The organism is Aquamicrobium aerolatum DSM 21857 (assembly GCF_900113935.1).
Classification (GTDB): domain Bacteria; phylum Pseudomonadota; class Alphaproteobacteria; order Rhizobiales; family Rhizobiaceae; genus Aerobium; species Aerobium aerolatum.
Genome location: NZ_FORF01000004.1, coordinates 98,821 through 124,933 on the forward strand (window position 1 = coordinate 98,821; position 26,113 = coordinate 124,933).

Genomic DNA, 26,113 nt, shown 5'->3' on the forward strand with positions numbered 1-26,113 from the left:
GGAAAAGCGGAAATGCTTTAATCTGGCCGCTATTCGGCCAGTACGCGCGTCGATGGAAAAGTGACTTCCACCAGCGTGCCTTCGCCGGGGGTGGAGGCAATGACGAACTTGGCGCGATTTGCCTCGACCATTGCCTTGGTCAGCGGCAGGCCAAGCCCGGTGCCATCATGGCGGCCACGCTTCAACGCGTTGATCTGCTTGAACGGCTTCAGCGCCTGATCGATCTCGGACAGCGTCATCCCGATGCCGGTATCGCGCACCCGCATGACAACTTCACCGGATGGCTCGTAGGACGTCGATACGATCACCTGTCCGCCCGCCTGGGTGTAACGGATCGCATTTGACAGAAGGTTGAGCGCGATCTGGCGCACACTGCGCAGGTCTGCCACCACTTCCGGCAGGCGCGACGACAGGCTCGAGCGGATGATCACCCGCTCGCGATTGGCCTGCGGCTGCATCATCGCGACGCATTCGGCCAATGTGTCGTTAAGCGAGACGGACTCGTAGTTCATCTCCTGCTCGCCGGCCTCGATCTTGGAAATGTCGAGAAGGTCGTTGACGAGATCGAGGACATGATTGCCCGACTTGTTGATGTCGCGCAGATAGTCGCGATAGCGGTCGGAGCCGATCGGGCCGAACTTCTCGTCCATCATTAGCTCGGAAAAACCGATGATCGCATTGAGCGGCGTGCGAATTTCATGGCTCACGCGCGCCAGAAACTCGGTCTTTTGCGAAGATGAACGCTCGGCGACGGCTCGTGCCTGGGTCAGTTCTTCCTCGGCGCGTTTCCACTGGGTGATGTCACGCACGACAGCGCAGTAGCCGCTGTCATCGGGCAGGCGACCGATGGTCATGAACAATGGGATATAGCCACCTTCCGCCTCGCGTCCGATGACCTCACGCCCGTCATTAAGCACGCTGGCGACGCCGTTGTCGGACAGGCCGGCAAGATAGTCGGATGCCGATTTCTGGCTTTCGACGGCAAAAAGCGACGCAAAAGGCTGACCTTCCACGGCCGCACTGTCGACCCCAAACAGGGCTTCTGCAGGATGGCTGATGCTTCGGATCGTGTTGTCGCGGGTGATCAGCACCACACCGTCGGTGGCGGTGTCGATGATCGTGCGCATTTCAGCGACACGTTTTTCCAGCGCCGCAAATTCTGCGGTCGAGGTTGCCACGTCAGCGGGTGCAAACATTTGCGCCGAAACTTGAGGCGATTCGATTTCAGATTGCGGATCGGCGATGGCAGATCGCGCCGCCTTATTTGACGGAACCTTCGTCACCGACAGCAGCAGCGCCGAGCGGTCTTGCCAGCGGACCGACTGAAGGTGCGCTTCAACCGCGATGGTATCGTCGGAAGCTGTGCGCAGCAGTGGCCTGCGTTCACGTTCCGCCTCATCGCCGCTTGCCGGGTCGGCGAACAGATGATCCAGCCCACCGGCGCGACGGATGTGATCCAGGTTGTCAAAGCCGGTGAGAGCCAGAAACGCCGCATTGGCGAAGTAAAGCTCATCGCCGGCATGAACCAGAATTGCCAGAGGCAGACCGGACAGGAAGTCGGGATCAAGCGATTGCTGATGGCGGCCGAGGGAGAATGCCGACGGCATGACGCCGTGGCTATCAGGCTGCCAGCTGGGCGCCGGCGGCTGCGGGTGGTCGGAGGTTGGTGCAGGAGGGCTGGCTTCCTCCGGTGCGGGCACGTCCGGCGAGGCTGCTACATCCTCATCAGCGGGTTTGGTCGGATGGGACGGAGTGCCTGCTTTCGCCTGATCGTAGTCTTCGCTCAAACGCCGCCGGATTTCTTCCAGCGCGTTGCGATCGCCAGCGGAAAGCTGCGGGCCATGAACAGAATCAGCAGTTCCGGAACGGCGCTCGGCAAGACGGATCACCTTATCGCTTTGACGCCGCTCGGGGCTGTCTGAAATCGACAGAACCGGCTTTTCGCCGTGATAGGGATCGGTGTCGCTGAGTTGTGCCGGAGTCTCGCCTGCTTCGGCTGGAGGAGGGGAGCTGGAAGCGTCCGGCTGAATCTCCGGGGCCGGTTTTGCTATCGCTTCGGCTGCGCGCAGGACACCGAAACCGCGAAAGCCCTCGAATTCGCGGCTGCGGCTGTAGGTCGGCAGCGCTGCGAGGTCTACGGGCGCGACCAGTTCGCTATCGGCCAGCGGCCAATTGACGGTACGGCCTGACCAGGTGTCGCGCCGCTGAAGCAGCGTCGCAACGTCGCCGTCCGGGTCGAGGCCAAGGCTGTCGGAAACTTCCAGGAACGGTTTCCCGATCAGCTCGGTTGTGTGCGCACTGACCTGCTGAAGAAATTCTGGCGACATGAATGTCAGCCGATCTTCATTGTCGGTGCGCCAGATGAACCGCAGCGGCGCAGCGGCTGCCTTCTCAGGCTGACTGTTGTCATGCCGGCCGATGGACGCCGGCTCGCCTGACCGGCGTTGCGGCAGGTTGCTGTCTTCGCGGATGCGCTCGATCAGGTCTGATTCGGAGGGTTCTGGAAGGCCGCTGTCGCCGCTCGACGTTTCGGCTTGCGCCGGCGGGTCGAGAAGCGCGTCGATGGCAATCAGAAGATGCAGGCGCGGCTCGTCGACAAGCCGCGCGATCCCGGCGGGGATGCGTCCCCCATGCGCCGCGACGGGGCGCTTCACCAGCCGGTCGCTTTCATGGGCCACCTCGGCAACAAGCCGGTGAAGCGTTTCGCTGCCGATGCCCAGTTCATCGAAGCCTTCAGTGGCTGCCGTGACCTGAGCGTCGGCATCGATCAGCGCAGCAAAATAGCCCGCTTCCTCAAACCCCTCGATAATGCGCAAGTGGACATCGCCGGCATCAGGAGCCTGGTTGGCCACGGCAAGAAGCAAGGCCTGCTCTCCGCCTGGCAGTCGCAGCGAATTGACCTCCACAGCGACCGTGCGGCTGACGAGGTCGGTCGCAAGGCGCACAGCCAGAGTTCTGTTTCGAACGGTGTGTGGAAAGCCCGGCGCTGCCGCTATCTGCCGCTGGGCGGTGCGGCTGAGCCCTGAGGACGAGCCCATCACCGATTCGATATCGGCTTGCCCCAACAGCAGCGCACCCGCGCCGTTGGCCCAGATGACTTCGGCAAGATCCGGCGTCAGAATCGCAAGAGCATCTCCCGCTGCAAACCGCGCGCGAACTTCTTCCAGAACAGCAATGTCGATGAAAGAGTAGGGGCCAGAGGCCATGCGGAACCCGATGCCTTTCTTCCAAACACATGGAAGTCGTTTAACGCATTGTTAATAAAATCAATGCGGTTCCCAGTCTAGGTCAGCCACCGTTAGGGACAGGTGAATCTGGCACCTTGGTTAACGTGAAAAGTGACAATTGCTGCGTCGCAATATTTATGTTGCAATGCAGCAATAAGGTGTCTATATAGACTTCACAGCAGGAAGTCACCCTGCGTCAAATGACGCTGAGGCGTTCCAGCAAAGGAGCAAGCAATGACGAAAGTTGCCGCAAATACCGTAGAATTCCCGACCCTCGATGCTGAAAAGGCATCTGAGCAGATCCGTGCATTCGCTGAAAAGAGCGTCGAAACGTCGAAAGACGCCTATGCCAAGATGAAGCTTGGTGCCGAAAACGCCCAGAAGATGTTCGAATCAACTTTTAACACCGCAAAGGCCACCGGCAGCGAGCTGTCGCTGAAGTCGATCGGCGTTGCACGTGCGAACGCCGAAGCCGGCTTCTCGCACTTCGAGGCATTGGTTGGCGCGAAGTCGCTGTCCGAAGTTCTCGAGCTGCAGACCGCGTTCATGCGCAAGTCGTTCGAAACCGCGATCGAGCAGGCCAAGGATTTCCAGACCTCTTCGGCACGTGCCGCAGAAGATCTGTCGAAGCCTTTCAAGGACGTGATGTCCAAGGCAGCTCAGGAACTCAAGGTCGCCTGAAGCACTCGCGTGAAAGCGTGAAAATTGCCGGATTCGACATGTGGAATGCAGATTTTCCCATGAAGTTGCCGGAGTTTATCTACCCGTAGCGTGAAAATCTCCTCCCTTTCACGCGCGGGAAGCCGACCGGTTCTCATGTAGCCGGTCAACAATAGCGAAAGGCCGGGTTCTCCTCCCCCCGGCCTTTTTCTATTTTTGCGGGAACAACTTGCTTTAGGTGCTTGAATTCCCCGCCAATTGCCCGTAATAGCCTCGCCAAGCCCCAAGGCTGCCGTGTGCGGTTGTAGCTCAGTTGGTTAGAGCGCCGGATTGTGGATCCGGAGGTCGCTGGTTCGAACCCAGCCAACCGTACCATCTTAACTTCCCCCACCAAGTTCCATCTCTGGCCGCGATAATCAGATTGTCATTGGTACGCTGATCGTACACGCAGATTGTCTGGCGGTCAGGCTGAAGCCTGACGCGACCTCCCGGATTCGCGTCACACGCTTTAAGTTGCCGTATTCGCGCATGCCTTTGTTTCGAAACCGGTTCTCCCTTTCGGGAGACATGCGCTAAAACAGCGATCCCTGAGTGCCGCCACTTTTGTTTGGCGCAGGCTTCGACTTCGGCGCTTCGCCTTTGGTCGCGATCACGTCCACCTTGCCATCGGCAAATTCCAGCAGCAGTGCGGCGTTTCGGGCGATGTCGGCGGCGCGACGCACCAGGGTGCCCGCTTCGTCGGTGACGAGGGCGAAGCCGCGGTCGAGAATCGACTGGTAGGAGACGCTTTTCAGCAGGCGCTCCGCCTGATCCAGCCGTCGCCGGCGCGCGCGCAGTTTCTCCTCGATTGGCTCGAGCCTCAAACGAAGCGCAGCGCGATGGAGCCGGGCATCGCGGCGTTCGATATTCACATCCATGATCGCGTCAATGCGGCGTTCAAGAACGCGCAGCGTCTGGCCGTGGGTATCAAGACGGCGCGACAGCGCAAGTGGGCTCACGCGGCTGGCGTGGCGGTCGAGCCGCCCCCGCGCGCCCTGCACGAGTGAGCGGAACACCACGGGGAGGCGGTCGCCATCGCGCTCAACCCGACGACGCGCATCCTCGATGCGCCGTTTCAGCACCGCAGGCGACAGACGCAATCCACGCAGGCGCAACTGCTTGGCTTCGATATTGGTGGTCAGCGCCCGCGTCAGCCGGCTGGCAGCTTCGTCGAAGCGCTGGCGGCGCGTGCCGAGCAATTGGTCAGGCGAGGGCAGGGCGCGTGATGTTGCGTTCAGCGCCTGACGCTTGCGCGTATTGTGGCGCGAGACCGCGCCGCGCAGCCGTGCCGCCAGCCCTGCCACCGTCGCTTCCAGTTCAGCCTTCACCGGCACCGCCATTTCGGCGGCACCTGTCGGCGTCGGCGCACGGACGTCGGCAACGTGGTCGATCAGCGTCCAGTCGGTCTCGTGGCCGACCGCCGAGATCACCGGAATGTCGGAAGCTGCGACCGCGCGCACCACCGCTTCGTCGTTAAAGCCCCAAAGGTCTTCGAGGCTGCCGCCGCCACGCGCGACGATCAGCACGTCGGGGCGGGCAATCGGCCCGTTCGGGTCGAGCGCGTTGAAGCCATTGATCGCGGCGGCGACTTCCGCGCCGGAGGTGTCGCCCTGCACCCGCACCGGCCACACCAGCACATGCAGCGGAAACCGGTCGGTGATGCGGTGGATGATGTCGCGGATCACCGCACCGGTCGGCGAGGTGACGACGCCGACGATGCGCGGCATGAAGGGCAGCAATTGCTTGCGGTTGTCGGCGAACAGTCCCTCGGCGGCCAGCCGCTTGCGCCGCTCTTCCAAGAGCGCCATCAGCGCGCCGGCCCCGGCAGGTTCGAGATTGTCGATGACGATCTGGTACTTTGACGAGCCCGGATAGGTCGTCAACTTGCCCGAGGCGATGACCTCCATGCCTTCTTCCGGCCGGAACTTCAGCTTGGTGAAATTGCCCTTCCAGATCACGGCTTCCAGCCGCGCCCGGTCATCCTTCAGTGCGAAATAGGCATGGCCAGACGAATGCGGTCCGCGATACCCGGAGATTTCACCGCGCACCCGCACATTGCCGAACGCGTCCTCGACCGTCCGCTTCAGCGTGCCGGAAATTTCCGTGACGGTGTACTCAGTCGCATTGGTGCGCGAATCGCTGGCGAAGATATCGTTCATGATCTGACCTTGGCATCAGCGGGGCGGGCACGGTCAAGTCACCAGCCGGCGAGGACATGACCGGGCTTGATCCGTGTGCCGCGCGCATAGCCAAGCCCGGCGAAGTCGAATTCGCCACGCTCCTGGCTGGCTGGCACAGTGATGTTGTCGAGGCTCTCGCCAATATGACGCGCCAAAGCATCCACGACTTCGGGTTGGCTGGAATGTCCGCGCATGATGCCGATATGAATGTCCGGCAGCGCGCCAAATCCATCCGCCTCACCAAGAATGCGCATGCCGGGACGCAGTGCGCATTCCGGCAGCACCGACACGGCCTGCCCGGAGAGCACGGCTGCAATGATGACTGTCGCGGACCAGCTGGTGAACAGGATGCGATAGTCGCGATCCATCTGATCGAGCATGTCGCACGCCGCCCGACGCCACATGCAGGTGGTGCGGCCGACGGCGATGGGCAGAACCTCTTCGGTATGGACCGGGTGGTTGGCAGAGGTCACCCACAGCAGCGGCTCGCGGCGCACGATTTCTGAGGTTCCCTTTGAGCCACTATGGGTGACGATGGCGATGTCGAGCATGCCCCGTTTGATCTGTTCGATCAGATTGTAGGTCGGCTCGCAGGTGATCGACAGCTCCACGCGCGGATTGGAGCGCGAGAAACGCGCCATGATCTCGGGGAGAAAACGGTCGGCGTAGTCGTCGGGCGTGCCGATGCGGATATGGCCTTCAAGGCTCGTGTCGTCGAAGGCGGCGAGCGTCTCGCGATTGAGCCGCAAAAGCCGTCGCGCATAGGTCAGAAGCCTTTCGCCTTCTTCGGTGAGGCGGTTGGTGCGACCGTCCTTTTCGAACAACGCCTTGCCCAGACGCTCTTCAAGACGACGCATCTGCATCGACACCGCCGATTGCGTGCGATGCACCTCTTCGGCCGCTTTGGTAAAGCTGCCAGTGTCGGCAATGGTGATGAATGTATGAAGCTGGTCGAGATCGAGCGGCGCGGCCATGGCGAACCCATAAAGTTCATTGATGCCACACATTAAAAACATTCGTTAGACTAATCAATGCCCGCGTGAGATTGATGATGTGTTCAAACCATCAGGTGTGATGCGTGCCGGAGCCGCGTTTCGAGACGCTGTTGCGGCCGGTTTTCGCGCGCCCGCTTACCAAGGAGAGACGACATGACCGCCCTCGATTATTCCGCGCCCGCGACACGTGCCGGGTCGCGCACGATTGCCGCCATGGTGCGATTCGGGGATCGCCTGGCCGTGCTCGTCCGCTCCCTGAAAAACCAGGGCCAGGTCGACTATCTGGCGACGATGAGTGACCGGCAGCTGGCCGATATCGGCCTCATGCGGGGAGATATCGAAGTGGTCGGCCGCGGCGCGTTTGGCACCGATCCGACCACCCGTCTGAGCGAACTGGCACAAGAGCGCCACCGCATCGAAGAGAACATGCGGCGCGTCGGCTGACAAGATTGGCGCATGTCTCCCCAAAATGGGGAACCGGTTTCGGGATCAGGACATGCGTGAATGTTGCAGCTGAAAGCGCGTGACGCGAACCTGAGAGCGCGCGACACGCTTTGGAGTTTCCGCAGGCTTGTCCCACAACCACCGGACCCCTTCCGGTCGCCTGCCAACTGCCCGGTCTTTGCAAAAAGGCCGGGCTTTTTCGTGCGGTGGCCGTGAGAAGTGCCGCGCGGCTGGCGTTGGCACGGACGGATCGCTACCGCTTCTTCATTCCCTGCAGGAACTGGTCGAAGATCGATTCCATGCCTTGCTGGTAATTGTCGCGGGTTTTGGCGCCGCTTTCGAACATGTCGCCAAACAGGTCGTCATACGGGCTGCGTGCCCGTCCGCTCGGATTTGCCTTCGGCGCGGGGGCAGGCTTGGGAGCCGCGTTCTGTGCGCCGGCGCCCAGCATTTCCTCGAAGATCCGGCCGAGCGGGTTGTTGTTGAGCGGGGGCTGCTGTGTATCGCGGCTTTGCGGGCGTGGCTGACCGCCGCCGAACATGCCCTCCAGCATCTTTCCGAGAGGGTTTTCAAACGGTGTCTGGCCAGCCTGTGGCTGAGACTGCTGCGCTTGTCCCATGCCACCTCGCATCATCTGTTCGATGATCTGCTGCAGGGGATTGGCCGACTGCGCTGCCTGCTGGGTCTGGCCGGTCGATTGCTTGAAAAGCCCGCCCATGATCATCGAGGCGAGGACCGGCAGCATCTGTTTGAGGATGTCCTGGCCGATACCAGTTGCCTGCGAAGCCTGCTGCGCGACTGCGCGGGAAAGATCCTTGGAGCCGAACAGATGGCCGAGGATGCCATTGCCGTCCTGCAGGCCCTGGGAAGAAAAGGCGTTGGACGCGTCCTCGTAATATTTGGCGTGCTGGCCTGATGCCAGTGCGCTGAGAAATGAACCCAAATCGTTGGGCGTGGCAGCGTTTCGCTTCAGCCCCTGGCTGAATGCCGGCAGCAGAGCCTCCATCGCATCCTGCGCCTGTTGCTGGGAAAGATTGAACTGACGGGCGATCTGGTTGAGCGCATTGCCGTTCTGCGCGCCGGCGAGCATGTCGAACAGGGATGACATACGGGGTCTCCTCGGGGTTGGATCTTAGGAAGACTAGAGCATCGGCCTGAAAAGTGGAGTCCGGCTTTCGGCCAGTCGATGACTTTCGCGCAGCTCTCCCGAACGCGGAGCAAATGCTTCGCGCCGGCAGCGGCTGTGATCATCAGGCGGACATGCGCGCAGGGAAGATCAGTAGGCGTACTCGGTGAATACGGGCTCGACTGACTGGTTCCAGCGCGAATTATAGGCAGACAGCATCTCCTGCGCGCTGGTCGTGCCACGGGCGACAACCTCTTCAAGCGGCGCGATGAAGGTTGTTTCGTCAACCCCTTCGCTGTTCTTGTTTGCGCGGTTTGCAAGCCCGATGCGTGAGATTGCAAGCACCTCGCGGGCGGTTTCACGCAAGGAGTGGCTTAGAAACTCGGTAGCAAGACCCTGCGCGGGCACTGCGTCGCGCATCGCTGAAACCTCGGCGAAGGTCCAGTCGCGTGTCAGGGCCTCCGCGGCCTCCAGCGCAGCGTCGTCATAGAGCAAGCCAACCCACAGGGCAGGAAGCGCGCAGATGCGGCGCCACGGGCCACCATCGGCACCGCGCATTTCCAGAAACCGCTTGAGGCGCACATCCGGGAACAGCGTTGAAAGGTGGTTTGCCCAGTCGCCCATCGTCGGCAGGCCGTCCGGTACTTCATTGCGAAGAGCGCCGTTCATGAACTGGCGGAAGGTCACATGCGTGACGTCGAAATAGCGATCCTCGCGGATCAGGAAGTACATCGGCACGTCGAGCGCCCAGTCGACATAGTCGGCAAAGCCGAATTCCGGCGAGAAGCAGAACTCAAGCAGGCCGGAGCGCTGGTTGTCGGTGTCGCGCCAGATGTCGCCACGCCAGCTTTGCAGCCCGTTGGGCTTGCCTTCGGTGAACGGCGAATTGGCAAACAAGGCGGTCGCCAGCGGTTGCAGCTTGAGCGAAACTTGCATCTTGCGGCGCATGTCGGCTTCGCTGTCGAAGTCCAGATTCACCTGGATCGTGGAGGTGCGGTACATCATGTCCAGACCCTGGCTGCCGACCTTCGGCATATAGGCGGTCATGATGTCGTAGCGCGACTTCGGCATGCGCGGAGTCTGCGCAAGCGACCATTTCGGGCTGCCGCCAAGTCCGAGGAAGCGGATGCCAAGCGGTTCGGCGATCTCTCGCAGCTGGGCCAGATGCGCGTTGCCTTCACGGCAGGTCTGATGCAGCGTTTCGACCGGTGCGCCCGACAGTTCGAACTGTCCGCCCGGCTCAAGGCTGATGGCGCCGTGTCCGGTTGGCTCGACCAGGCCGATGATGTTGCCTGCGTCGATGATCGGCTCCCAGCCGAGCATATCCTGCATGCCCTCCAGCAGCGCCTTGATGCCACGGTCGCCTTCGTAGGGCACCGGCGAATTGTCGGCGACATAGAACGGAAACTTTTCGTGCTCGGTGCCAATGCGCCACTGGTCTTTGGGTTTGTTGCCCGCGGCGAGATACGCGACGAGTTCGTCTTTGCCTTCAATCGGTCGGAAGTCGGTGGTATCGCGCGCCATGAGGTGTCCTTACATCGTCCGGCCGGTCAAATTCTGTGCAGTCCTGGCGAGTGTTGAGCCCAAGACTGCGCCACGATCAAGCGAAAATTCCTGACAGTATGTTGAGTGTGCCTGTATCTGTCACGCCCAGTCGCCAATCGTCGCCTGAATTACCGCAAGGGCAGCGACCGCAGCCGTGTCTGCCCGCAGGATGCGCGGCCCGAGCGGAATAGCGGTCACGAACGGCAGCGAGCGCAGCATTTTTCGTTCATCGTCTGAAAAACCGCCCTCGGGGCCGACGAGAAGGCCAAGCTTCCTCTCGGAGATGGATTGCAGCGCGGCCATCGGGTTGTTCGTTGCGGCGCTTTCATCACAAAAGATCAGTCTCCGGTCGCTTTCCCAGCCGGCCAGCAACGCCTCTAGCTTCAGCGGCTGCGCAACTGGCGGGACCGCGAGAACGCCGCACTGTTCGGCGGCCTCGATCACATTGGCCTCGAGCTTTTCGACGGAGACACGGTGCATCTGTGTGTGCTGGGTCAAGGCCGGCTGCAGCAGGCCAGCGCCCATCTCGACCGCTTTCTGCACCAGATAGTCCAGTCGGCCGACCTTGAGTGGCGCAAAAGCGTAGACCAGATCAGGTGCCGGCGTTTGCGGCCGTGTCTGCGCCTCGACGGAAAGGCTGACGGCCTTCTTGGTGACGGCGCTGATGCGCGCCAGCCACTCGCCGTCACGCCCGTTGAAAACCAGAAGCTCCGCGCCTTCGCTCTTGCGCAGAACATGCGCGAGGTAATGGCTCTGGCTCTTGTCGGCATCGAAGGTGATGCCTGGGGCAAGGTCGTCGGCCACGAAAAGTCGCTGAAGATGATAATTTGCGCGCATTGCGTGGTGATGGGAGATTGCGCAGCCTCGGTCAAGATGTCTTTCGGACGAAGGAGCTAGGCTCTGGCCTCCGCAAGTACCTGTGGCAGTTCTGCTTCGAACAGGTCCATGTCGGCGTCGGTGCCGACGCTGACGCGGATGCAGCGATCGAGCCCAGGCGCCATCGGCTTGCGTACAAAAAGCCCGCGCGCGACGAGCCCCTGCATGATCTTCAGCGCAAAAGCTCCATCACCGCCACAATCGACAGCAACGAAATTGGTAGCGGAGGGGATGGCAGAAAGTCCGTTTGCAGCAGCGATTGCCGAGATGCGCGCGCGCCCGGCGGCGACCTGTTCGATCACGCTGCGCAGATAGGTCTGATCTTCCAGCGCAGCCAGAGCTGCGGAGATCGCCACGCGGTTGACGCCGAAATGATTGCGCACCTTGTCGAAGCTGCTGATGGTCTCGGCCTCGCCGATAGCATAGCCGCAGCGCAGGCCGGCCAGACCGTAGGCTTTGGAGAAGGTCCGCATACGCAGCACATTCGGGCGGCTCACGTCGAGCGCGGGAATCGCGGAAGCGGGCGCGGTTTCGCCATAGGCCTCGTCGAGTACCAGAAGGGTGGTTTCGGGCAGACCGTCGATCAGCCGCTGGACATCGGCGGCTTCCCACCAGGTACCCATCGGGTTGTCCGGGTTGGCAAAATAGACCAGCTTGGCATTCTCACGCTTGGCTGCCTCGAGCAATGCGTCGATGTCTTCGCGGTCGTTGCGGTAGGGCACGGTCACCAGGCGACCGCCGAAGCCGGCGACATGGAAATTGAAGGTGGGATAGCCACCGAGCGAGGTGACAACGGTCTGGCCCTCGCTCAGGTAAAGGCGCACGATCAGACCAAGCAGCCCGTCGATGCCTTCGCCGACTACGATATTTTCAGCCTTCACCCCGTGATGCTGCGCAAGCGCTGCCTTCAACTCGAAATTTTCGGGATCGGCATATTTCCAGACATGATCGGCAGCAGCAGCGATTGCCGCCTTGACCTTCGGGGATGGACCGAACCCGCTTTCATTAGCACCGATCCGCGCGCGAAACGGCTTGCCGCTCTGCCGCTCGAGCGCTTCCGGGCCAACGAATGGGACGGTTGCCGGCAAGCTGGCTGCAAGCGGGGTGAGGGCAGGGCGTGCGGACATGGTGTTCTCCGGAAAGTCGGTCGTCAAAGTGTTTCATATGCCTTGGCGATTTGGCCAAGCATCAGGATTTCCAGCGCAGTTTCATCATCGTCGCTGGCGGCTGGTCGACTTGAGGTCTTGGCGATCACGATGTTGCTTTGCGGGTCGCACCACAGCCATTGCCCGTGAATGCCGACGGCTGCAAAGCTGCCGCGACCGTCGCCAACGTCATACCAGCAGGAGCGGTATCGGCCATCGATGAACATGTCGTTGAAGTTGCCGTCGACCCAGGCACGACGATCGCCGTTGCTGCGCATGTCGGAGATCCAGCTGGAAGGGATCACCTGATTGCCCTGTCGGGTGCGCCCGCCGTCAAGCACGATCTGTCCGAGACGGGCCAGGTCGCGCGTGGTGACGCACATGCCACCGGCAGTTCGCGCGGTGCCGACGCGGTCCACCGTCACATAGGCAGCACCAAGTGCTCCCATCGGGCGCCAGAGCTTTTCGGCAAGATACTGATGAAGGCGGATGCCGGTCGCACGCTCAATGACCAGACCGAGCAGGTCGGTGTTGGGCGAGGCGTAATAGAATTTGCGCCCATGGCCGTGACCTTGCGCGCCAAGCGTTGCAAGGAAGGCTTCCATCGTCTCGGGCGTGGTTTCGGGACGTTCCGGGTTCCAGAGCATGGCGCGGCGATAACGGTCAAACGCGCCGCCGTCATCGAGATATTCCTCGTCAAAATCGAGGTCGACGGTCATGTCGAGAAGATGGCGCACGGTGGCCGTGCCGTAGGTCGATGACGCGATCGACGGAACATAGGTAATGATCGGCGCGTCGGGGTCGAGGTGGCCTTCCTGTGCGGCGATCCCGGCCAGCATTCCGGTGACCGATTTAGACACGGAGAAAATGAGGTGCGGGCGGGACGGATCGACACCTTCGTCAAGCCATTCGGCGAGCAGATTTCCGTTTCGCATGACGACGAGGTGGTCGGTATGTGAGCGGCGCAGATGCGCGATTGTTCCGATGCTGCGGCTATCGGGCTCGCTCAGCTGCATGTCTGCGAGTGCTGCGACACCGGGCGATGCAGGTTCTAGGCTTGATGCAGGGCAGATCTCTGCCACGGGCACGAATTCGGCGACGTGTTGAAAGCTGTAGCGGCTGAAAGGATGTAAGCGCCAGTTGGCCAGCGTGATGTCGGCCCGCTGAAAACCCGCATTCATGGACAGTGCCTCACATGTAAACCTTTCATGCTGATAGGCGAGGGGAATACGGACGGCAACAAAAAACCCGGTGGCGACACCGGGTTCTCTGTAGGGCAGGGATGGAAAACTCAGCGACCAAGCCTGAACGAGCTATCGAACGAGATCGAGGCGATGAAATAGGCTGGGCCCTGATTGGAATCGTGGTAGCGCGCGTCCAGGGTGATCTTCTCCTGAAGCGTGTAGGAGATGCCGACATTCCAGTCGTTGGTGTTGTCGAAGTAGGTGCCGTAGGCGCCAGACACCGAGAAGTCGTGCGGCAGTGCGAGCGAAGCCTTGAGGACGCCGTACTTGGCATCGTTCTCGTGATCGTAATAGATCTCGCCGCCGGCGGCGAATTCTTCGGTAAAGGCGTATTCGGCCTTGGCGTACCATTCGCCGCAGCAACTGCCCGTCTTGTCATAGAAATAGTGTGCGTAACCGAGATCAAGCGAGAGATCGCCGAACTGCGGGCGGATACCCGCATACAAATCGATTTCGGCACGATCACTCGTGCCAAGATCAACGTTGGATGCCCAAACGCCGGCATAGAAAATGCCATAGGACGGCTCAATGTAGCCCTGGATGGCGGGGCCAGTGGACTGTGCCACGCCGCGTGAGATGTAGCGTGTCGTCGCCGTGACGCCGAATGCGACTTCGATTGCGGAAGCGATGTCTTCCTGGCTCGTCACGTTGTCGGCAGCGGACGCTGAGCCCGACGCAAGAATTGCAGACCCCAATACAAGTGCGATGTACCGATTCATCTTCACTGACCCCTCAATGACCGAATATTGAGGTGAGATTGATTGGCCAGTTCACGATTCGTAACCGCCATATATGGCCGCAACGAGCGCCGCCATTGAATGTATGCAGGGTGTTGCAGAAAAGAGTCTAATTCGAGCTGATTTTCAGGTGCTGCGTGACGAATAAACCTGAAAAGTTGTTTGAAAAATCAGCAACTGGTCCCGGATGTTGAAGATGAGGGTCAGAGTTCCGATAAGTTTGTGCTGCTCATCGGTTGTTCCGTAGGATCCAGTCGGCGGTATTCGGGGACGATATGGTGAAGAAGTTCGAGGGTGCGTTCGAGGTCTTCGCGTTCTGCACAAGCCTTCAGTTCTTCCAGCGTCCGTTCCACGAGCGGGCGGTCGATCACCCGCGGTGAAGCCACCACATAGCCTTCATCGGTTCTCTTTTCGGCAATCTCGTTGGGGTCGAAAAGTTCTTCGTAGAGTTTTTCGCCGGGTCTCAAGCCGGTAAACACGATATCGATGTCAATGCGTGGGCGGAACCCGGCCAACTGGATCATGCGTTCGGCAAGGCTGGCAATGCGCACTGGCTTGCCCATGTCCAGGACCATGATCTTGCCGCGCTCATCGAGGTGCCCGATGGCGTGAGCACTGGCCTGCAGGACAAGACGCACCGCTTCCGGAATGGTCATGAAAAACCGGACGATGTCTGGATGGGTGACAGTGACGGGGCCTCCCGCCGCGATCTGCTCTTCAAAACGCGGCACGACCGACCCGTTGGAGCCAAGGACGTTGCCGAAACGGACCGTCTTGAACTGGGTCGTTTCCGTTGTCACGTCCAGTGACTGGCAATAGGCTTCCGCCGAGCGCTTCGTCGCGCCCATGATGTTCGTGGGATTTACCGCCTTGTCAGTCGAGATCAGCACGAAAATCGAAACCTTGGTCGCGACAGCGGCGTCGGCGACGTTCTTCGTGCCAAGGATGTTCGTCTTGACCGCTTCGAGCGGGTTTTCCTCCATCAGCGGAACATGCTTCAGCGCTGCGGCATGGAAGACCACATCAGGCTGGAATTCAGCGAACGTGCTGGCAACCCGGCTGCGATCCCGCACGTCGACGACGCGCGTGACGATGTCGATGTCCGGATGCTGCTGGCGCAGTTCCTTGTCGAGCGTGTAGAGGTGGAATTCGGAGTTGTCGGTGACGATCAGCCGGCGCGGCTGGAAAGTCGCGATCTGACGCGAAAGTTCCGAGCCAATGGAGCCGCCGGCGCCGGTCGCCAGCACCACCTTGCCTTCGATCATGCTCGCCACGCCCGCGACATCGGTGTTTACTTCGGGGCGTTCGAGCAGGTCGCCCAGTTCGATCGGGCGTGGTTGCATCAGCGAATTGCTGGTCAGCGATGCCATGCCGGATGGATCAGGCAGCCTTGAAACCTTGATCGCAAGGGCGGTTGCCATTTCCACGACCTTCGCAAGGTGCTCCTTGTCCAGCCGCGGTTGCGTGACGATCAATTCGCTGACGTCGATGCCGCGGTTTGACAGCTTTGAGCGGATGCCCTCAAGCGCAGAAAGTTGACCGAGCACCTTGATGCCCTGGATTGTGCGGCCGACATTGCGGTCGGTATCGTCGATGATGCCGACGATTGCGAACTTGTTGTTGCCATCGCGGCGGGTGGATCTGATGAAGCTCTCGGCGCTGCCCGAAAAGCCGTAGAGCAGCACCGGCGTCATCTCGCGCTTCACCCCACCCCACAGGCTTGGGAAGTGGATGACGCGTTCGACAAACATGCGGTAGGCGAGGCGTGCGCCGACGAGACCGATCACCATGTAGATGAAGCCGAGCACGACGACAGAGCGCGGAAAGCCCTCGCCGCGCGACAGCAGGAACATCCCGACAGTGTAGAGAACCATCGTGAAGAAGGATGCGACAGCGATGGATCTCAGGTCGGGCAACGAAACATAGCGCCAGGACCCACGATAGGGCTTGAAAATCACATAGGTCAGGAGCGTGGCTGCTCCGAAGCCGATAAACTTCGCCCCCAGATTGGGGACGTAGTTTACACGCGGATAGCCATAAGCAGTCAGGTAAGCTGCGTATATCGCCACACCGGACAGAAAAAGATCAAGGGCGACGGCTACGAGGTGCCGCGACAGAAGGCGTAAGGGTATCGTCCTTTTGGACATCATACGTAGTGCCGTCCCAGCATGTTTCAGACCTCTCCTAGTAGATAGCACTCAGCCACGCAACCGGATGTGCAGACCTTGGAGGATCACGAACAATGTGGTGTGGATACACGGGCCGGAGTTCTCGTTGTCGGGCAGCGTCTTGAGGGTCCGGGCTTTACGATGATTGCACAGTGTGACGCGCATCTCTAAGCACAGAATCCGCACCAGCGACGAGTTGGAGAACGGAACGCATGCGCATTGTCCTTACCGGAGCGACCGGGTTTGTCGGTCGTGAACTTGTGCCCCTGCTGCGCAAGCGTGGCCATCAATTGCTGCTCGTCGGCCGCGATCCGCAAAAAGCGGCTGCGCTTTTTCCCGCAGAATTGACATGCGGCTATCCGGAACTGGCGCAGCAAGGCTCCGGCTACGACATGATCGTCCATCTTGCGGTTGCAAATAGTGATGCCGAACTGGACGTGACAGGCTTTCGTGAAGCCAATGTCCAGCTTCTGAACGACACGCTGCGCGCCGCGCGCGAGGCGGGGATTGCGCGTTTCATCAACATCTCGTCCATCCATACGCTCGATGATCGCAAGGACACGCTTTACGCGCGCACCAAGCGAGAAGCGGTCGATGTCGTTGGCAAGGCCAACGGAATCGGCGCGGTGACTGTTTTCCTGCCGCCTGTCTATGGCGCGCGGTGGGCAGGCAAGCTTGCGGTTCTCAATCGGCTCCCGCGCTGGCTGGCGCAGCTGGCATTCAAGCCGCTGGCCGCCCTGACCCCGACGGTTTCTGTGGGAGTATTGGCCGATTTCATTACGAGCGAAGATGCGTTTTCAAAGCCGCAACTCATCCTGAGCGATGGACAGAGCAGCAATATTTTCTATCGCATCGTGAAGCGTTTCATTGATCTTGCTTTCGCCGTTGCTGTGGCGGTGCTGCTGTGGTGGTTGCTGCTTGCGGTCTGGGTTCTCATTCGCCTGCAGTCGCCCGGCCCAGGGATCTTCGCACAGACACGCGTAGGCCAGCACGGCGAGGAGTTTACCTGCTACAAATTCAGAACGATGAAGCTTGGCACGGTTCAGGCCGCGACCAATGAAGTGTCTGCAAGTTCGGTGACGCGTCTGGGGCATTTCCTGCGCAAGACAAAAATCGACGAGCTTCCGCAGATCTGGAACATCTTTCGCAACGAGATCAGCCTGATCGGTCCAAGGCCGTGCCTTCCGGTGCAGACTTTGCTGATCGAGGAGCGGGCGCGGCGTGGCGTCTTTACACTCAAGCCGGGAATCAGCGGACTTGCGCAGGTCAATGGCATCGACATGAGCGACCCTGAGAAACTGGCGCGTTGGGATCAGCGCTACCTTCGCCTGCAGTCGCTGACGCTGGATCTGAAGATCGCGCTTGCCACCGCAACAGGGCGCGGGCAGGGCGATAATGTCGCCAGGGAGAAATGAAGAGATAGGTCTGGAAACGTAAAAAGGCCGGGAATTACCCGACCTTTTCCGTGGTTTCGAAGCTCTGCCAGTACATCCGTGGTCAGAACCTGAACCGTTCTGAACCAAAGCTAGATGACGATGGTTAACAATTGGTTAACGCGGAACGGGCGTTCTACGAAACACTCAGCATGGATACGAACAGGTAGATTCCGTACATTGCAGCGCCCATCAGGGCCGTCAGCAAAATCGCGTATCCGATTGCGCCGATGATGCCTTTCAGTGTCTCCAAGGGATGCTCCGTCAGTTGTTTCTAGAGGCCGTGTACGTCGTCGCAGAGGTGGCGTCATCCCCAAAATGGCACGGAGCTGGCGAGCGGGCAAAAAGAAGGCCGGCAAAAGCCGGCCAGGGGACGTTTGGGAGTGATGGCCAAGGCCGATCAGTCGGTAAACGCTTTGTGGCCCGATCCGTTCCTAATTTCATGTCATGTGCTGGGGCGATCCGCAGAGACGTGCCATAGGGGCGTGTAGCCGTTTCGAAGGGCAGCAATGCTAGCCTGTGGCGTCAGCAATTTGGCTTCCAGGGGCAGGGGCGTTTCGCCGGCATATCCGTCGAAGCTCCACACCAGCGCTCTTGTTCCAAAGATGGCCAGCGGCTGACCCTGGGCCGCAATCATCGTTGCGGATGGAAGGTTGCGAATTGCGTCGGCGCCGAGTGTTGGACGGGATGTTGCAAGGCGTTGCGTGTGGAGAAGCCTGTCCATTTGCGGCGCCGTCATGTGGCTGTAGCCATTCCCGGCCGCAAAGCAGTGCTGAAACTGCATGGCTGCGGCACGGCGACAATAAAAGCAGGGTCGATGCCCAGCTGCGAGGGCAGTCACCTCATCGAGGAAAAAGAGTTCGGTCCAGCCCGCCTTGCCGGAGCGCACGTTGCGGCCCATCACTTCACGCTTCACGCCGCGCGGGTGAGCAAGCGCACAGATGATCCATGCGGTCGTCGTCCATCGCCGGTTCAGCAGGGTTTTCGTCGACGGGTCGTGAAGAACACCGCGATTGCCGGTCAGATCGCCTCGTTCCGGCACGGCGTGTATCGCACCGAACGGATCCACCCGATTTTGCAATGTCATGGCCGCTTCTCTTGGCTCATTTCGATCGGTCATGCTAACGCTGGCATCGTCGTTTCTACTAGTCGGGCCAGAAGTTCATCATGCGTGTTCTTGTCGTTCAAAATTTTGATGGTACGCCACTTGGACAATTGTCGACAGCGCTGGAGGAAGCCGGTGCACAGGTCGAGTTCCTGCGTCCGCACCACGGCGATGCGCTGCCCGAAACGATTGGCGATTTCTCGGCGATGATTGTGCTGGGTGGCGGACAGAACGCACTGGCTGACGACGCACATCCCTACTTTCCGAAGCTGCTGCAATTGATGCGTGGATTTTCTGACGCTGACCGGTCGGTCCTGGGCATCTGCCTTGGCAGCCAGTTGCTCGCCCGTGCGTATCATGCCGAAAACATCATCGGCGGCGCATCTGAGTTTGGCTGGCACGAGGTCAGCCTGACCGAAGATGGCCGGGACGATCCGCTTTTCCTGGGCGTGCCGAGCGAGTTTCCGATTTTTCACTGGCACGATGACACATTCATCCTCCCGCGAGGCGCGACGCGGCTTGCGGGTAATATCACGACTCATAATCAGGCTTTTCGTCTGGGACGTGCAGCTTACGGCGTGCAGTTCCATTTCGAGGCAAATGTGCCGGTCGTTGAGCAATGGAATGAAGAGTTTTCGGAATGGCTGGCGCGATCACAACCCGACTGGCCAAAGCGCTATCCACAAGAGGCTGCCCGACATGCCGAGACGGCGGACGCAGTCGGCCTGAAGATGGCGCGCAACTGGGTTGCAACGATCCGGTCAGCGTAGCGTCACGGCCTTGTTCCCGAGCGGCATTTAATTCCGATCGCGGATGTTGACTCGTCGTTTTGCACTCACTATCTCAAAGACGTGTTAGCACTCGCCTGATGGGAGTGCTAACGAACCTCCCGCCTTACTGGTAGGGGGAATGTTCAATCTATCCTATTGAGGACATCACAGAGATGGCACAGTCGAATTTCCGCCCGCTCCATGACCGCGTGGTCGTTCGTCGGGTTGAGTCCGAGGCAAAGACCGCTGGCGGCATCATCATCCCCGACACCGCGAAGGAAAAGCCACAGGAAGGCGAAATTGTCGCCGTTGGCTCCGGCGCGCGCGACGAAGCTGGCAAGCTGGTCCCGCTGGACGTCAAGGCTGGCGACCGCGTTCTGTTCGGCAAGTGGTCGGGCACCGAAGTGAAGCTCAATGGCGAAGACCTTCTGATCATGAAGGAATCCGACATCATGGGCATCATCGGTTAATTCCGGTCTATCCACGAATCCCATTGAAATTCTGGCCGGTTCATCTGAACGGCCGCGAAACAGGAGCTGAACATGGCTGCTAAAGAAGTACGTTTCTCCCGTGATGCCCGCGAGCGCATGCTGCGCGGCGTCAACATTCTCGCCGACGCTGTCAAGGTAACGCTTGGCCCCAAGGGCCGTAACGTCGTCATCGACAAGTCCTTCGGCGCACCACGCATCACCAAGGACGGTGTGTCGGTTGCCAAGGAAATCGAGCTGGAAGACAAGTTCGAGAACATGGGCGCCCAGCTGGTCCGCGAAGTTGCTTCGAAGACCAACGACATCGCTGGTGACGGCACCACGACCGCGACCGTTCTCGCTCAGGCAATCGTTCAGGAAGGCCACAAGGCCGTTGCCGCTGGCATGAACCCGATGGACCTGAAGCGCGGTATCGACCTGGCTGTTACCGACGTTGTCGCGCAGCTGGTTGCTGCCACGAAGAAGATCAACACTTCGGAAGAAGTTGCACAGGTCGGCACCATCTCGGCTAACGGCGAGAAGGAAATCGGCGAGATGATCGCCCACGCCATGCAGAAGGTCGGCAACGAGGGTGTCATCACCGTCGAGGAAGCCAAGACCGCTGAGACCGAGCTGGAAGTCGTCGAAGGCATGCAGTTCGACCGCGGCTACCTGTCGCCATACTTCGTCACCAACCCGGACAAGATGGTTGCCGAGCTGGAAGACGCCTACATTCTCCTCCACGAGAAGAAGCTGTCGAACCTGCAGGCGATGCTGCCAGTTCTGGAAGCTGTCGTTCAGTCGTCCAAGCCGCTCGTCATCATCGCTGAAGACGTTGAAGGCGAAGCTCTTGCAACGCTCGTAGTCAACAAGCTGCGTGGCGGCCTGAAGATTGCTGCCGTCAAGGCTCCGGGCTTCGGCGATCGCCGCAAGGCAATGCTGGAAGACATCGCGATCCTGACCGGTGGCCAGGTGATCTCGGAAGACCTCGGCATCAAGCTCGAGAACGTTGGCCTCGACATGCTCGGCCGCGCTAAGAAGGTGCAGATCTCCAAGGAGAACACCACCATCGTCGATGGCGCTGGCCAGAAGGCCGAGATCGAAGGCCGCGTTGCCCAGATCAAGCAGCAGATCGAAGAGACCACTTCGGACTACGACCGTGAGAAGCTCCAGGAGCGTCTTGCCAAGCTGGCTGGCGGCGTTGCCGTGATCCGCGTTGGCGGTGCAACTGAAGTTGAAGTGAAGGAAAAGAAGGATCGCGTTGACGATGCTCTGAACGCAACCCGCGCTGCCGTTGAAGAAGGCATCGTTCCGGGCGGTGGCACGGCTCTCCTGCGCGCTTCGGCTAACCTGACCGCCAAGGGCATCAACGCTGACCAGGAAGCTGGCATCAACATCGTCCGTCGCGCTCTGCAGGCTCCGGCTCGCCAGATCGCAACGAACGCTGGCGACGAAGCATCGGTCATCGTTGGCAAGATCCTCGAGAACGCCTCGAAGACCTACGGCTACAATGCACAGACCGGCGAGTTCGGCGACATGATCGCCAACGGCATCGTCGACCCGACCAAGGTCGTTCGTACGGCTCTGCAGGACGCAGCTTCGGTTGCAGGTCTGCTCGTCACCACCGAAGCTATGATTGCAGAAGCTCCGAAGAAGGACGCTGCAATGCCGGCAATGCCGGGCGGTGGCATGGGCGGTATGGGCGGCATGGACTTCTAAGAAGCCGTTCCGACACCATTTGCGAAGGGGCAGCAGCAATGCTGCCCCTTTTGCTTTGGCCAGCATGTACGATCTTTTGCTTCAAAAGAGGCGCCACGCAGCCAAAGGGTGCTATATATGGATTCAGGAGGCCTGTTGTGGTGAGCCGCAATGGGCTTCTTTCGTGAGTCTGACGCTGACGAGAAGACCGGCGAACTACGAAGGTGGAGGTGGTGAATGGAGGAATTTCTTCTCTTCGTGCTGGTCGGCTTTCTGGCTCAGGCTGTCGACGGCGCTTTGGGAATGGCCTACGGCGTCATCTCCTCGACAACTTTGCTGGCATTCGGCGTGCCACCCGCGACTGCTTCCGCTGCCGTGCATGGCGCGGAAATCTTCACCACGGCGGCATCAGGGTCGGCGCATCTCTATCACCGGAACATTGACTGGAAGCTGTTTGCGCGGCTGGTGCCTTTCGGCGTTGCCGGAGGGTGTCTGGGCGCCTATGTGCTGACATCGTTCGACGGCGACGTGGTAAAGCCGTTCGTGACCGCCTATCTCGCATTTGTCGGCGCATGGTTGTTGCTGCGTTCGTTTCGCAAGATTCCCCGTGCGAGCATTCCACCGCGCGTTGTCGCCCCGCTTGGACTGGCTGGCGGATTTCTTGATGCGGCAGGTGGCGGCGGTTGGGGGCCGATCGTCACGACCGGCCTGCTGGGGGCCGGGGGCGCGCCCCGCTACGTCATCGGCACCGTCAACAGCGCCGAATTTCTGATCACGACATCTGTGTCCATCGCGTTTCTGACCGCGTTGCTAACCGGGCACTGGCAAGACGCCGGGGATTTGACAAATCACGTCGCTGCCGTCGGCGGACTGGTCGTTGGCGGGCTGGTTGCAGCGCCTTTTGCGGGTCTGATCGTCAAGACGCTGGCTGAGCGAACCTTGCTACGCGCCGTCGGCACCTTGATCGTATGTCTTGCGACCTATCAAACGCTGGATCTTATGGGCGTGTTCAGATGAGGCCCGGCTGACCTCGCAACCAATCTCTCGCTGGCCCGTTGTTGCAGGCCGCAACCATGCGGTTCTAAGAGAGGAACCAGACATATGGTCAACAAGGATCAGGTCAAGGGCGTTGCCAAACAGGCAAAAGGCGCGGTGAAAGAGGCTGCTGGAAAGGTAACCGGTTCGAAGAAAACCGAAGCAGAAGGCAAGGTCGAAAAGGCTGCTGGAAAGGTCCAGAAGGCCGTCGGCGACGCCAAGGAAAAGGTCAAGAAGGCGCTGTAGTTTTCAGCTGCCCGAAATAGTCGTTCGACACATCAAGGGAGTGGTTTGTGGCCGCTCCTTTGATGTTTATTTCGCAGGAACTACGAGGCCAGGGCCACGGCCTGCGGCAAGATATTCACCTCGCCCGGCTCAATACCTTCGACCCCGTGATAGGGGTTCGCGTGCAGGACCAGTATCCAGATGCACACCACAGCTGTCGTGGTGAAGATGAGGATGGCATTGCGACCGGCAGCTGGGCGGTCGGCATGCGTTGCAGCGATGGAGACAAGTGTTAGCAGCGTCAGCGCGAATACAAGGTACCATCGGTAGTTGTTGACGGATCGCGCTCCGATTCCCAACCGCAGTTCGCGGGAGTCCTGCAACTGATCAAAATCGTTGACCACCTTGGCGAGCAATGCCGGCGCCACGTCAGCCAGTTCGTCGCCCGTGATCATCTCTCGAATGCGCTGCAGTGCTTCCTCAACCTCGGGCGCAGGTTCGCTGTTTGAGCGAGCCTGCCATTCGTAACGGGTGCTGGCCTCGGCATAGTTGCGCAGGGCTTCCTTCAGCAGTGGCTTGTCCAGCGATCCTGCTCTGGACGAGCCAGCCAGTCGTACAATTGCCGAGCGCTCCTGAGCAGCCGCGTTTTCGGCCTTTGCGTTGATTGTCCAGATGTCGGCGGCGACAAACCCGATGGACAGCGCCCACGCGGTCGCGATTGCGGCTATGAATGGCGGGACCGGGATGCTGAGAGGTTCCTTGGCGAGACGTCTGTGAAACATCCGCAGCGTCAGTAGTGCGAATGCGGTCAGGGCTACGGTAAAAATCAGCGCGGCGACGAACACCCCGAAAAAAGACAGCGAAATAATGTAATTCAAAGGAGCGCCCCGTCCTGTTTGCCAAGTGCAGTAGCGGAGATGGTCCGCTCTGCGTGTTGCGCGCGGATTCTGAACGCTCTGAGTTAACAGAATCTGTAGCTCGTCGCGCTATCGGGAGGTTGAGCGACCATCTCATTCGTTTTCACGCTGAAGGAATATTGTGCCAGACGCATTTCCAGCTCTCGCTACCCTTGCAATCTCGGCGTTCACGTCGGCCACCTTGCTGCCTGGCACATCGGAGGCGGTGTTGGTGGCGTTGCAATTGGCAAACACTGCTCCGCCGTGGTTGCTCATTGCCACCGCCAGTTTTGCCAATGTCGCTGGTTCCTGTGTCAACTGGTTCATGGGACGCTTCATGGCTCACTATGCCGGCAGACGCTGGTTTCCGGTCAGTGAAGCGCAGATCGAGCGCGCACAACGGTGGTACGGACGTTACGGCTGGCCCAGCCTGTTTGCTTCCTGGGTGCCGGTGGTGGGTGACCCTTTGACCGTGATAGCCGGCTTTCTGCGCACCCCGTTCTGGTTGTTTTTAGGCGTCGTGGCATTTGCAAAGACAGCGCGGTATGCGACGCTGATCTGGCTGATGGGGATGGTTTGACACATCAGCGCGCCGACCTCGCCAGCCACGATGCGCAAGCCAAGGCGGTCCTTTCATGGAGACCGATATGACCACCACCCGTATAGAAATCGACACGTTTGGCCCGATCGAGGTCGATGCAGACCGGTATTGGGGCGCGCAGGCACAGCGCTCGCTCGGCAATTTCAAGATCGGCTGGGAGAAACAGCCACTGCCGATCGTGCGTGCGCTGGGCATCGTCAAGCGCGCCTGCGCCGAAACCAACATGCAGCTTGGCCGCCTCGATCCCGCAATCGGCGATGCCATCGTCAAGGCGGCGCAGGAAGTCATCGACGGCAAGCTCGACGCGCATTTCCCGTTGGTCGTCTGGCAGACCGGCTCCGGCACCCAGTCCAACATGAACGCCAATGAGGTGATCTCCAACCGCGCCATCGAGATGCTGGGCGGCCAGATGGGCTCGAAGTCGCCGGTCCACCCCAACGACCACGTCAACATGAGCCAGTCGTCCAACGACACCTATCCGACCGCGATGCACGTTGCCTGTTCGGAGGAGATCGTCCACCGCCTGCTGCCGGCGCTCAGGCATCTTCATGCCGCGCTCGACGCCAAGGCGAAGGCGTGGGACCACATCATCAAGATCGGCCGCACCCACACCCAGGACGCGACACCGCTGACGCTGGGCCAGGAGTTTTCCGGCTACGCCCAGCAGGTCGAAAACGGCATCGCCCGCATCGAATCGACGCTGGCAGGACTGATGCAGCTGGCGCAGGGCGGCACGGCGGTCGGCACAGGCCTCAACGCGCCGGTCGGCTTTGCCGAGAAGGTGGCCGAAAAGATCGCCGCCATCACCGGCCTTGGGTTTACCTCGGCCCCCAACAAGTTCGAGGCGCTGGCTGCCCATGATGCGATGGTGTTCTCGCATGGCGCGATCAACACCGTTGCCGCGTCCCTGTTCAAGATCGCCAACGACATCCGTTTCCTTGGCTCCGGCCCCCGCTCGGGCCTCGGCGAACTCAATCTGCCGGAAAACGAACCCGGTTCGTCGATCATGCCGGGCAAGGTCAACCCGACCCAGTGCGAGGCGCTGACGCAGGTCTGCGTACAGGTGTTCGGCAACAATGCCGCGCTGACCTTCGCCGGCAGCCAGGGACATTTCGAACTCAACGTGTTCAACCCGGTGATGGCCTACAATTTCCTTCAGTCGGTGCGGCTGCTGGCCGATGCGTCGGTGTCGTTCACCGACAATTGCGTCGTCGGCATCGTCGCGCGCGAAGACAACATCAAGGCGGCGCTCGACCGCTCGCTGATGCTGGTCACCGCGCTGGCGCCGAAGATCGGTTACGACAACGCCGCCAAGATCGCCAAAACCGCGCACAAGAACGGCACTACCTTGCGCGAGGAAGCGCTGGCGACCGGGTTGGTCAGTAGCGACGAGTTCGACGCCATCGTGCGGCCCGAAGCGATGACAAAACCGGGATGACAATTGCGTGAACGTGATTTGTCTAGCTGTTCGATTTTAGTGAACAATGAGTTCGAAAA

22 protein-coding genes and 1 tRNA gene are annotated in these 26,113 nt (G+C 60.2%); 11 read left to right on the forward strand and 12 right to left on the reverse strand.

All coding sequences use genetic code 11. The features are described from left to right. Positions 1-29: 29 nt before the first annotated feature. A complete protein-coding gene (locus BMZ42_RS04660) occupies positions 30-3,206 on the reverse strand; it encodes a histidine kinase dimerization/phospho-acceptor domain-containing protein (RefSeq protein WP_091519227.1) in 3,177 nt (1,058 codons plus the stop codon). A 255-nt stretch (positions 3,207-3,461) separates the two neighbouring features. Here BMZ42_RS04660 and BMZ42_RS04665 point away from each other — a divergent pair, with 255 nt between their 5' ends. After that, positions 3,462-3,908, forward strand: coding sequence for a phasin (locus BMZ42_RS04665; RefSeq protein ID WP_091519229.1), 447 nt, complete (start codon positions 3,462-3,464; stop codon positions 3,906-3,908). A 277-nt stretch (positions 3,909-4,185) separates the two neighbouring features. Next, a tRNA-His gene (locus tag BMZ42_RS04670) sits at positions 4,186-4,262 on the forward strand. A 197-nt stretch (positions 4,263-4,459) separates the two neighbouring features. Here the strand turns inward: BMZ42_RS04670 and xseA are convergent. Continuing rightward, the gene (gene xseA / locus BMZ42_RS04675) at positions 4,460-6,085 is read right to left on the reverse strand and encodes an exodeoxyribonuclease VII large subunit (RefSeq protein WP_091519231.1); all 1,626 of its coding nucleotides are present in this window, start codon (positions 6,083-6,085) and stop codon (positions 4,460-4,462) included. Between the two features lie 38 nt (positions 6,086-6,123). Next, on the reverse strand, positions 6,124-7,080 hold the full coding sequence (locus tag BMZ42_RS04680; RefSeq protein ID WP_091519464.1) for a LysR substrate-binding domain-containing protein: 957 nt from the start codon (positions 7,078-7,080) through the stop codon (positions 6,124-6,126). A gap of 174 nt (positions 7,081-7,254) precedes the next feature. Between BMZ42_RS04680 and BMZ42_RS04685 the strand changes: the two genes are divergently transcribed. Beyond that, positions 7,255-7,545, forward strand: a complete 291-nt coding sequence (locus BMZ42_RS04685) for a DUF1127 domain-containing protein (protein WP_091519233.1) — start codon at positions 7,255-7,257, stop codon at positions 7,543-7,545. Positions 7,546-7,798: 253 nt separating this feature from the next. On the opposite strand, the gene BMZ42_RS04690 is transcribed toward BMZ42_RS04685, so the two are convergent. The 7 genes from BMZ42_RS04690 to BMZ42_RS04720 form a co-directional block, all read right to left on the reverse strand. Beyond that, the gene (locus BMZ42_RS04690) at positions 7,799-8,653 is read right to left on the reverse strand and encodes a DUF937 domain-containing protein (protein ID WP_091519235.1); all 855 of its coding nucleotides are present in this window, start codon (positions 8,651-8,653) and stop codon (positions 7,799-7,801) included. A gap of 168 nt (positions 8,654-8,821) precedes the next feature. Further along, positions 8,822-10,195, reverse strand: a complete 1,374-nt coding sequence (locus tag BMZ42_RS04695; protein ID WP_091519237.1) for a glutamate--cysteine ligase — start codon at positions 10,193-10,195, stop codon at positions 8,822-8,824. A gap of 120 nt (positions 10,196-10,315) precedes the next feature. After that, positions 10,316-11,053 carry a 16S rRNA (uracil(1498)-N(3))-methyltransferase gene (locus BMZ42_RS04700; protein ID WP_091519240.1) on the reverse strand — a complete coding sequence of 246 codons (738 nt, stop codon included), beginning with the start codon at positions 11,051-11,053 and terminating at the stop codon, positions 10,316-10,318. 56 nt (positions 11,054-11,109) lie between these two features. Then, on the reverse strand, positions 11,110-12,219 hold the full coding sequence (locus tag BMZ42_RS04705; protein ID WP_091519467.1) for a pyridoxal phosphate-dependent aminotransferase: 1,110 nt from the start codon (positions 12,217-12,219) through the stop codon (positions 11,110-11,112). 23 nt (positions 12,220-12,242) lie between these two features. Continuing rightward, a complete protein-coding gene (locus BMZ42_RS04710) occupies positions 12,243-13,418 on the reverse strand; it encodes a serine hydrolase domain-containing protein (protein ID WP_091519242.1) in 1,176 nt (391 codons plus the stop codon). A gap of 110 nt (positions 13,419-13,528) precedes the next feature. Beyond that, positions 13,529-14,200, reverse strand: coding sequence for a TorF family putative porin (locus BMZ42_RS04715; RefSeq protein WP_091519244.1), 672 nt, complete (start codon positions 14,198-14,200; stop codon positions 13,529-13,531). Between the two features lie 221 nt (positions 14,201-14,421). Then, on the reverse strand, positions 14,422-16,368 hold the full coding sequence (locus tag BMZ42_RS04720; protein WP_244523154.1) for a polysaccharide biosynthesis protein: 1,947 nt from the start codon (positions 16,366-16,368) through the stop codon (positions 14,422-14,424). A gap of 230 nt (positions 16,369-16,598) precedes the next feature. Here BMZ42_RS04720 and BMZ42_RS04725 point away from each other — a divergent pair, with 230 nt between their 5' ends. After that, complete coding sequence (locus tag BMZ42_RS04725; protein ID WP_091519246.1) at positions 16,599-17,801, forward strand: hybrid nucleoside-diphosphate sugar epimerase/sugar transferase; 1,203 nt, start codon at positions 16,599-16,601, stop codon at positions 17,799-17,801. 463 nt (positions 17,802-18,264) lie between these two features. Here BMZ42_RS04725 and BMZ42_RS04730 read toward each other — a convergent pair whose 3' ends face one another. After that, a complete protein-coding gene (locus BMZ42_RS04730) occupies positions 18,265-18,906 on the reverse strand; it encodes a hypothetical protein (protein ID WP_091519248.1) in 642 nt (213 codons plus the stop codon). Between the two features lie 80 nt (positions 18,907-18,986). On the opposite strand from BMZ42_RS04730, the gene BMZ42_RS04735 reads away from it, so the two are divergent. From BMZ42_RS04735 to BMZ42_RS04755, 5 genes are all read left to right on the forward strand, one after another. Further along, complete coding sequence (locus BMZ42_RS04735; RefSeq protein WP_091519251.1) at positions 18,987-19,694, forward strand: type 1 glutamine amidotransferase; 708 nt, start codon at positions 18,987-18,989, stop codon at positions 19,692-19,694. Positions 19,695-19,867: 173 nt separating this feature from the next. Next, a complete protein-coding gene (groES, locus tag BMZ42_RS04740) occupies positions 19,868-20,164 on the forward strand; it encodes a co-chaperone GroES (RefSeq protein ID WP_091519253.1) in 297 nt (98 codons plus the stop codon). A gap of 72 nt (positions 20,165-20,236) precedes the next feature. Next, complete coding sequence (gene groL / locus BMZ42_RS04745; RefSeq protein ID WP_091519255.1) at positions 20,237-21,880, forward strand: chaperonin GroEL; 1,644 nt, start codon at positions 20,237-20,239, stop codon at positions 21,878-21,880. 216 nt (positions 21,881-22,096) lie between these two features. Then, positions 22,097-22,876 (forward strand): sulfite exporter TauE/SafE family protein, encoded by a 780-nt coding sequence (locus tag BMZ42_RS04750; RefSeq protein ID WP_091519257.1) that lies wholly within the window; start codon positions 22,097-22,099, stop codon positions 22,874-22,876. Positions 22,877-22,960: 84 nt separating this feature from the next. Continuing rightward, a complete protein-coding gene (locus BMZ42_RS04755; protein ID WP_091519259.1) occupies positions 22,961-23,140 on the forward strand; it encodes a CsbD family protein in 180 nt (59 codons plus the stop codon). Between the two features lie 80 nt (positions 23,141-23,220). Here BMZ42_RS04755 and BMZ42_RS04760 read toward each other — a convergent pair whose 3' ends face one another. Next, the gene (locus BMZ42_RS04760; RefSeq protein WP_091519262.1) at positions 23,221-23,997 is read right to left on the reverse strand and encodes a bestrophin-like domain; all 777 of its coding nucleotides are present in this window, start codon (positions 23,995-23,997) and stop codon (positions 23,221-23,223) included. A 160-nt stretch (positions 23,998-24,157) separates the two neighbouring features. Between BMZ42_RS04760 and BMZ42_RS04765 the strand changes: the two genes are divergently transcribed. After that, positions 24,158-24,595: a YqaA family protein gene (locus BMZ42_RS04765; RefSeq protein ID WP_210185202.1), complete on the forward strand. Its 438-nt coding sequence runs from the start codon at positions 24,158-24,160 to the stop codon at positions 24,593-24,595. Between the two features lie 67 nt (positions 24,596-24,662). Then, on the forward strand, positions 24,663-26,054 hold the full coding sequence (fumC, locus tag BMZ42_RS04770) for a class II fumarate hydratase (RefSeq protein ID WP_091519265.1): 1,392 nt from the start codon (positions 24,663-24,665) through the stop codon (positions 26,052-26,054). The last annotated feature ends 59 nt before the right edge of the window (positions 26,055-26,113 follow it).

Bases quoted from the DNA above. Each gene is read 5' to 3' on its own strand.
- BMZ42_RS04660 (WP_091519227.1), bottom strand. From the start codon at position 3,206: ATGGCCTCTGGCCCCTACTCTTTCATCGACATTGCTGTTCTGGAAGAA.
- BMZ42_RS04665 (WP_091519229.1), top strand. From the start codon at position 3,462: ATGACGAAAGTTGCCGCAAATACCGTAGAATTCCCGACCCTCGATGCT.
- xseA (WP_091519231.1), bottom strand. From the start codon at position 6,085: ATGAACGATATCTTCGCCAGCGATTCGCGCACCAATGCGACTGAGTAC.
- BMZ42_RS04680 (WP_091519464.1), bottom strand. From the start codon at position 7,080: ATGGCCGCGCCGCTCGATCTCGACCAGCTTCATACATTCATCACCATT.
- BMZ42_RS04685 (WP_091519233.1), top strand. From the start codon at position 7,255: ATGACCGCCCTCGATTATTCCGCGCCCGCGACACGTGCCGGGTCGCGC.
- BMZ42_RS04690 (WP_091519235.1), bottom strand. From the start codon at position 8,653: ATGTCATCCCTGTTCGACATGCTCGCCGGCGCGCAGAACGGCAATGCG.
- BMZ42_RS04695 (WP_091519237.1), bottom strand. From the start codon at position 10,195: ATGGCGCGCGATACCACCGACTTCCGACCGATTGAAGGCAAAGACGAA.
- BMZ42_RS04700 (WP_091519240.1), bottom strand. From the start codon at position 11,053: ATGCGCGCAAATTATCATCTTCAGCGACTTTTCGTGGCCGACGACCTT.
- BMZ42_RS04705 (WP_091519467.1), bottom strand. From the start codon at position 12,219: ATGTCCGCACGCCCTGCCCTCACCCCGCTTGCAGCCAGCTTGCCGGCA.
- BMZ42_RS04710 (WP_091519242.1), bottom strand. From the start codon at position 13,418: ATGAATGCGGGTTTTCAGCGGGCCGACATCACGCTGGCCAACTGGCGC.
- BMZ42_RS04715 (WP_091519244.1), bottom strand. From the start codon at position 14,200: ATGAATCGGTACATCGCACTTGTATTGGGGTCTGCAATTCTTGCGTCG.
- BMZ42_RS04720 (WP_244523154.1), bottom strand. From the start codon at position 16,368: ATGATGTCCAAAAGGACGATACCCTTACGCCTTCTGTCGCGGCACCTC.
- BMZ42_RS04725 (WP_091519246.1), top strand. From the start codon at position 16,599: ATGCGCATTGTCCTTACCGGAGCGACCGGGTTTGTCGGTCGTGAACTT.
- BMZ42_RS04730 (WP_091519248.1), bottom strand. From the start codon at position 18,906: ATGACATTGCAAAATCGGGTGGATCCGTTCGGTGCGATACACGCCGTG.
- BMZ42_RS04735 (WP_091519251.1), top strand. From the start codon at position 18,987: ATGCGTGTTCTTGTCGTTCAAAATTTTGATGGTACGCCACTTGGACAA.
- groES (WP_091519253.1), top strand. From the start codon at position 19,868: ATGGCACAGTCGAATTTCCGCCCGCTCCATGACCGCGTGGTCGTTCGT.
- groL (WP_091519255.1), top strand. From the start codon at position 20,237: ATGGCTGCTAAAGAAGTACGTTTCTCCCGTGATGCCCGCGAGCGCATG.
- BMZ42_RS04750 (WP_091519257.1), top strand. From the start codon at position 22,097: ATGGAGGAATTTCTTCTCTTCGTGCTGGTCGGCTTTCTGGCTCAGGCT.
- BMZ42_RS04755 (WP_091519259.1), top strand. From the start codon at position 22,961: ATGGTCAACAAGGATCAGGTCAAGGGCGTTGCCAAACAGGCAAAAGGC.
- fumC (WP_091519265.1), top strand. From the start codon at position 24,663: ATGACCACCACCCGTATAGAAATCGACACGTTTGGCCCGATCGAGGTC.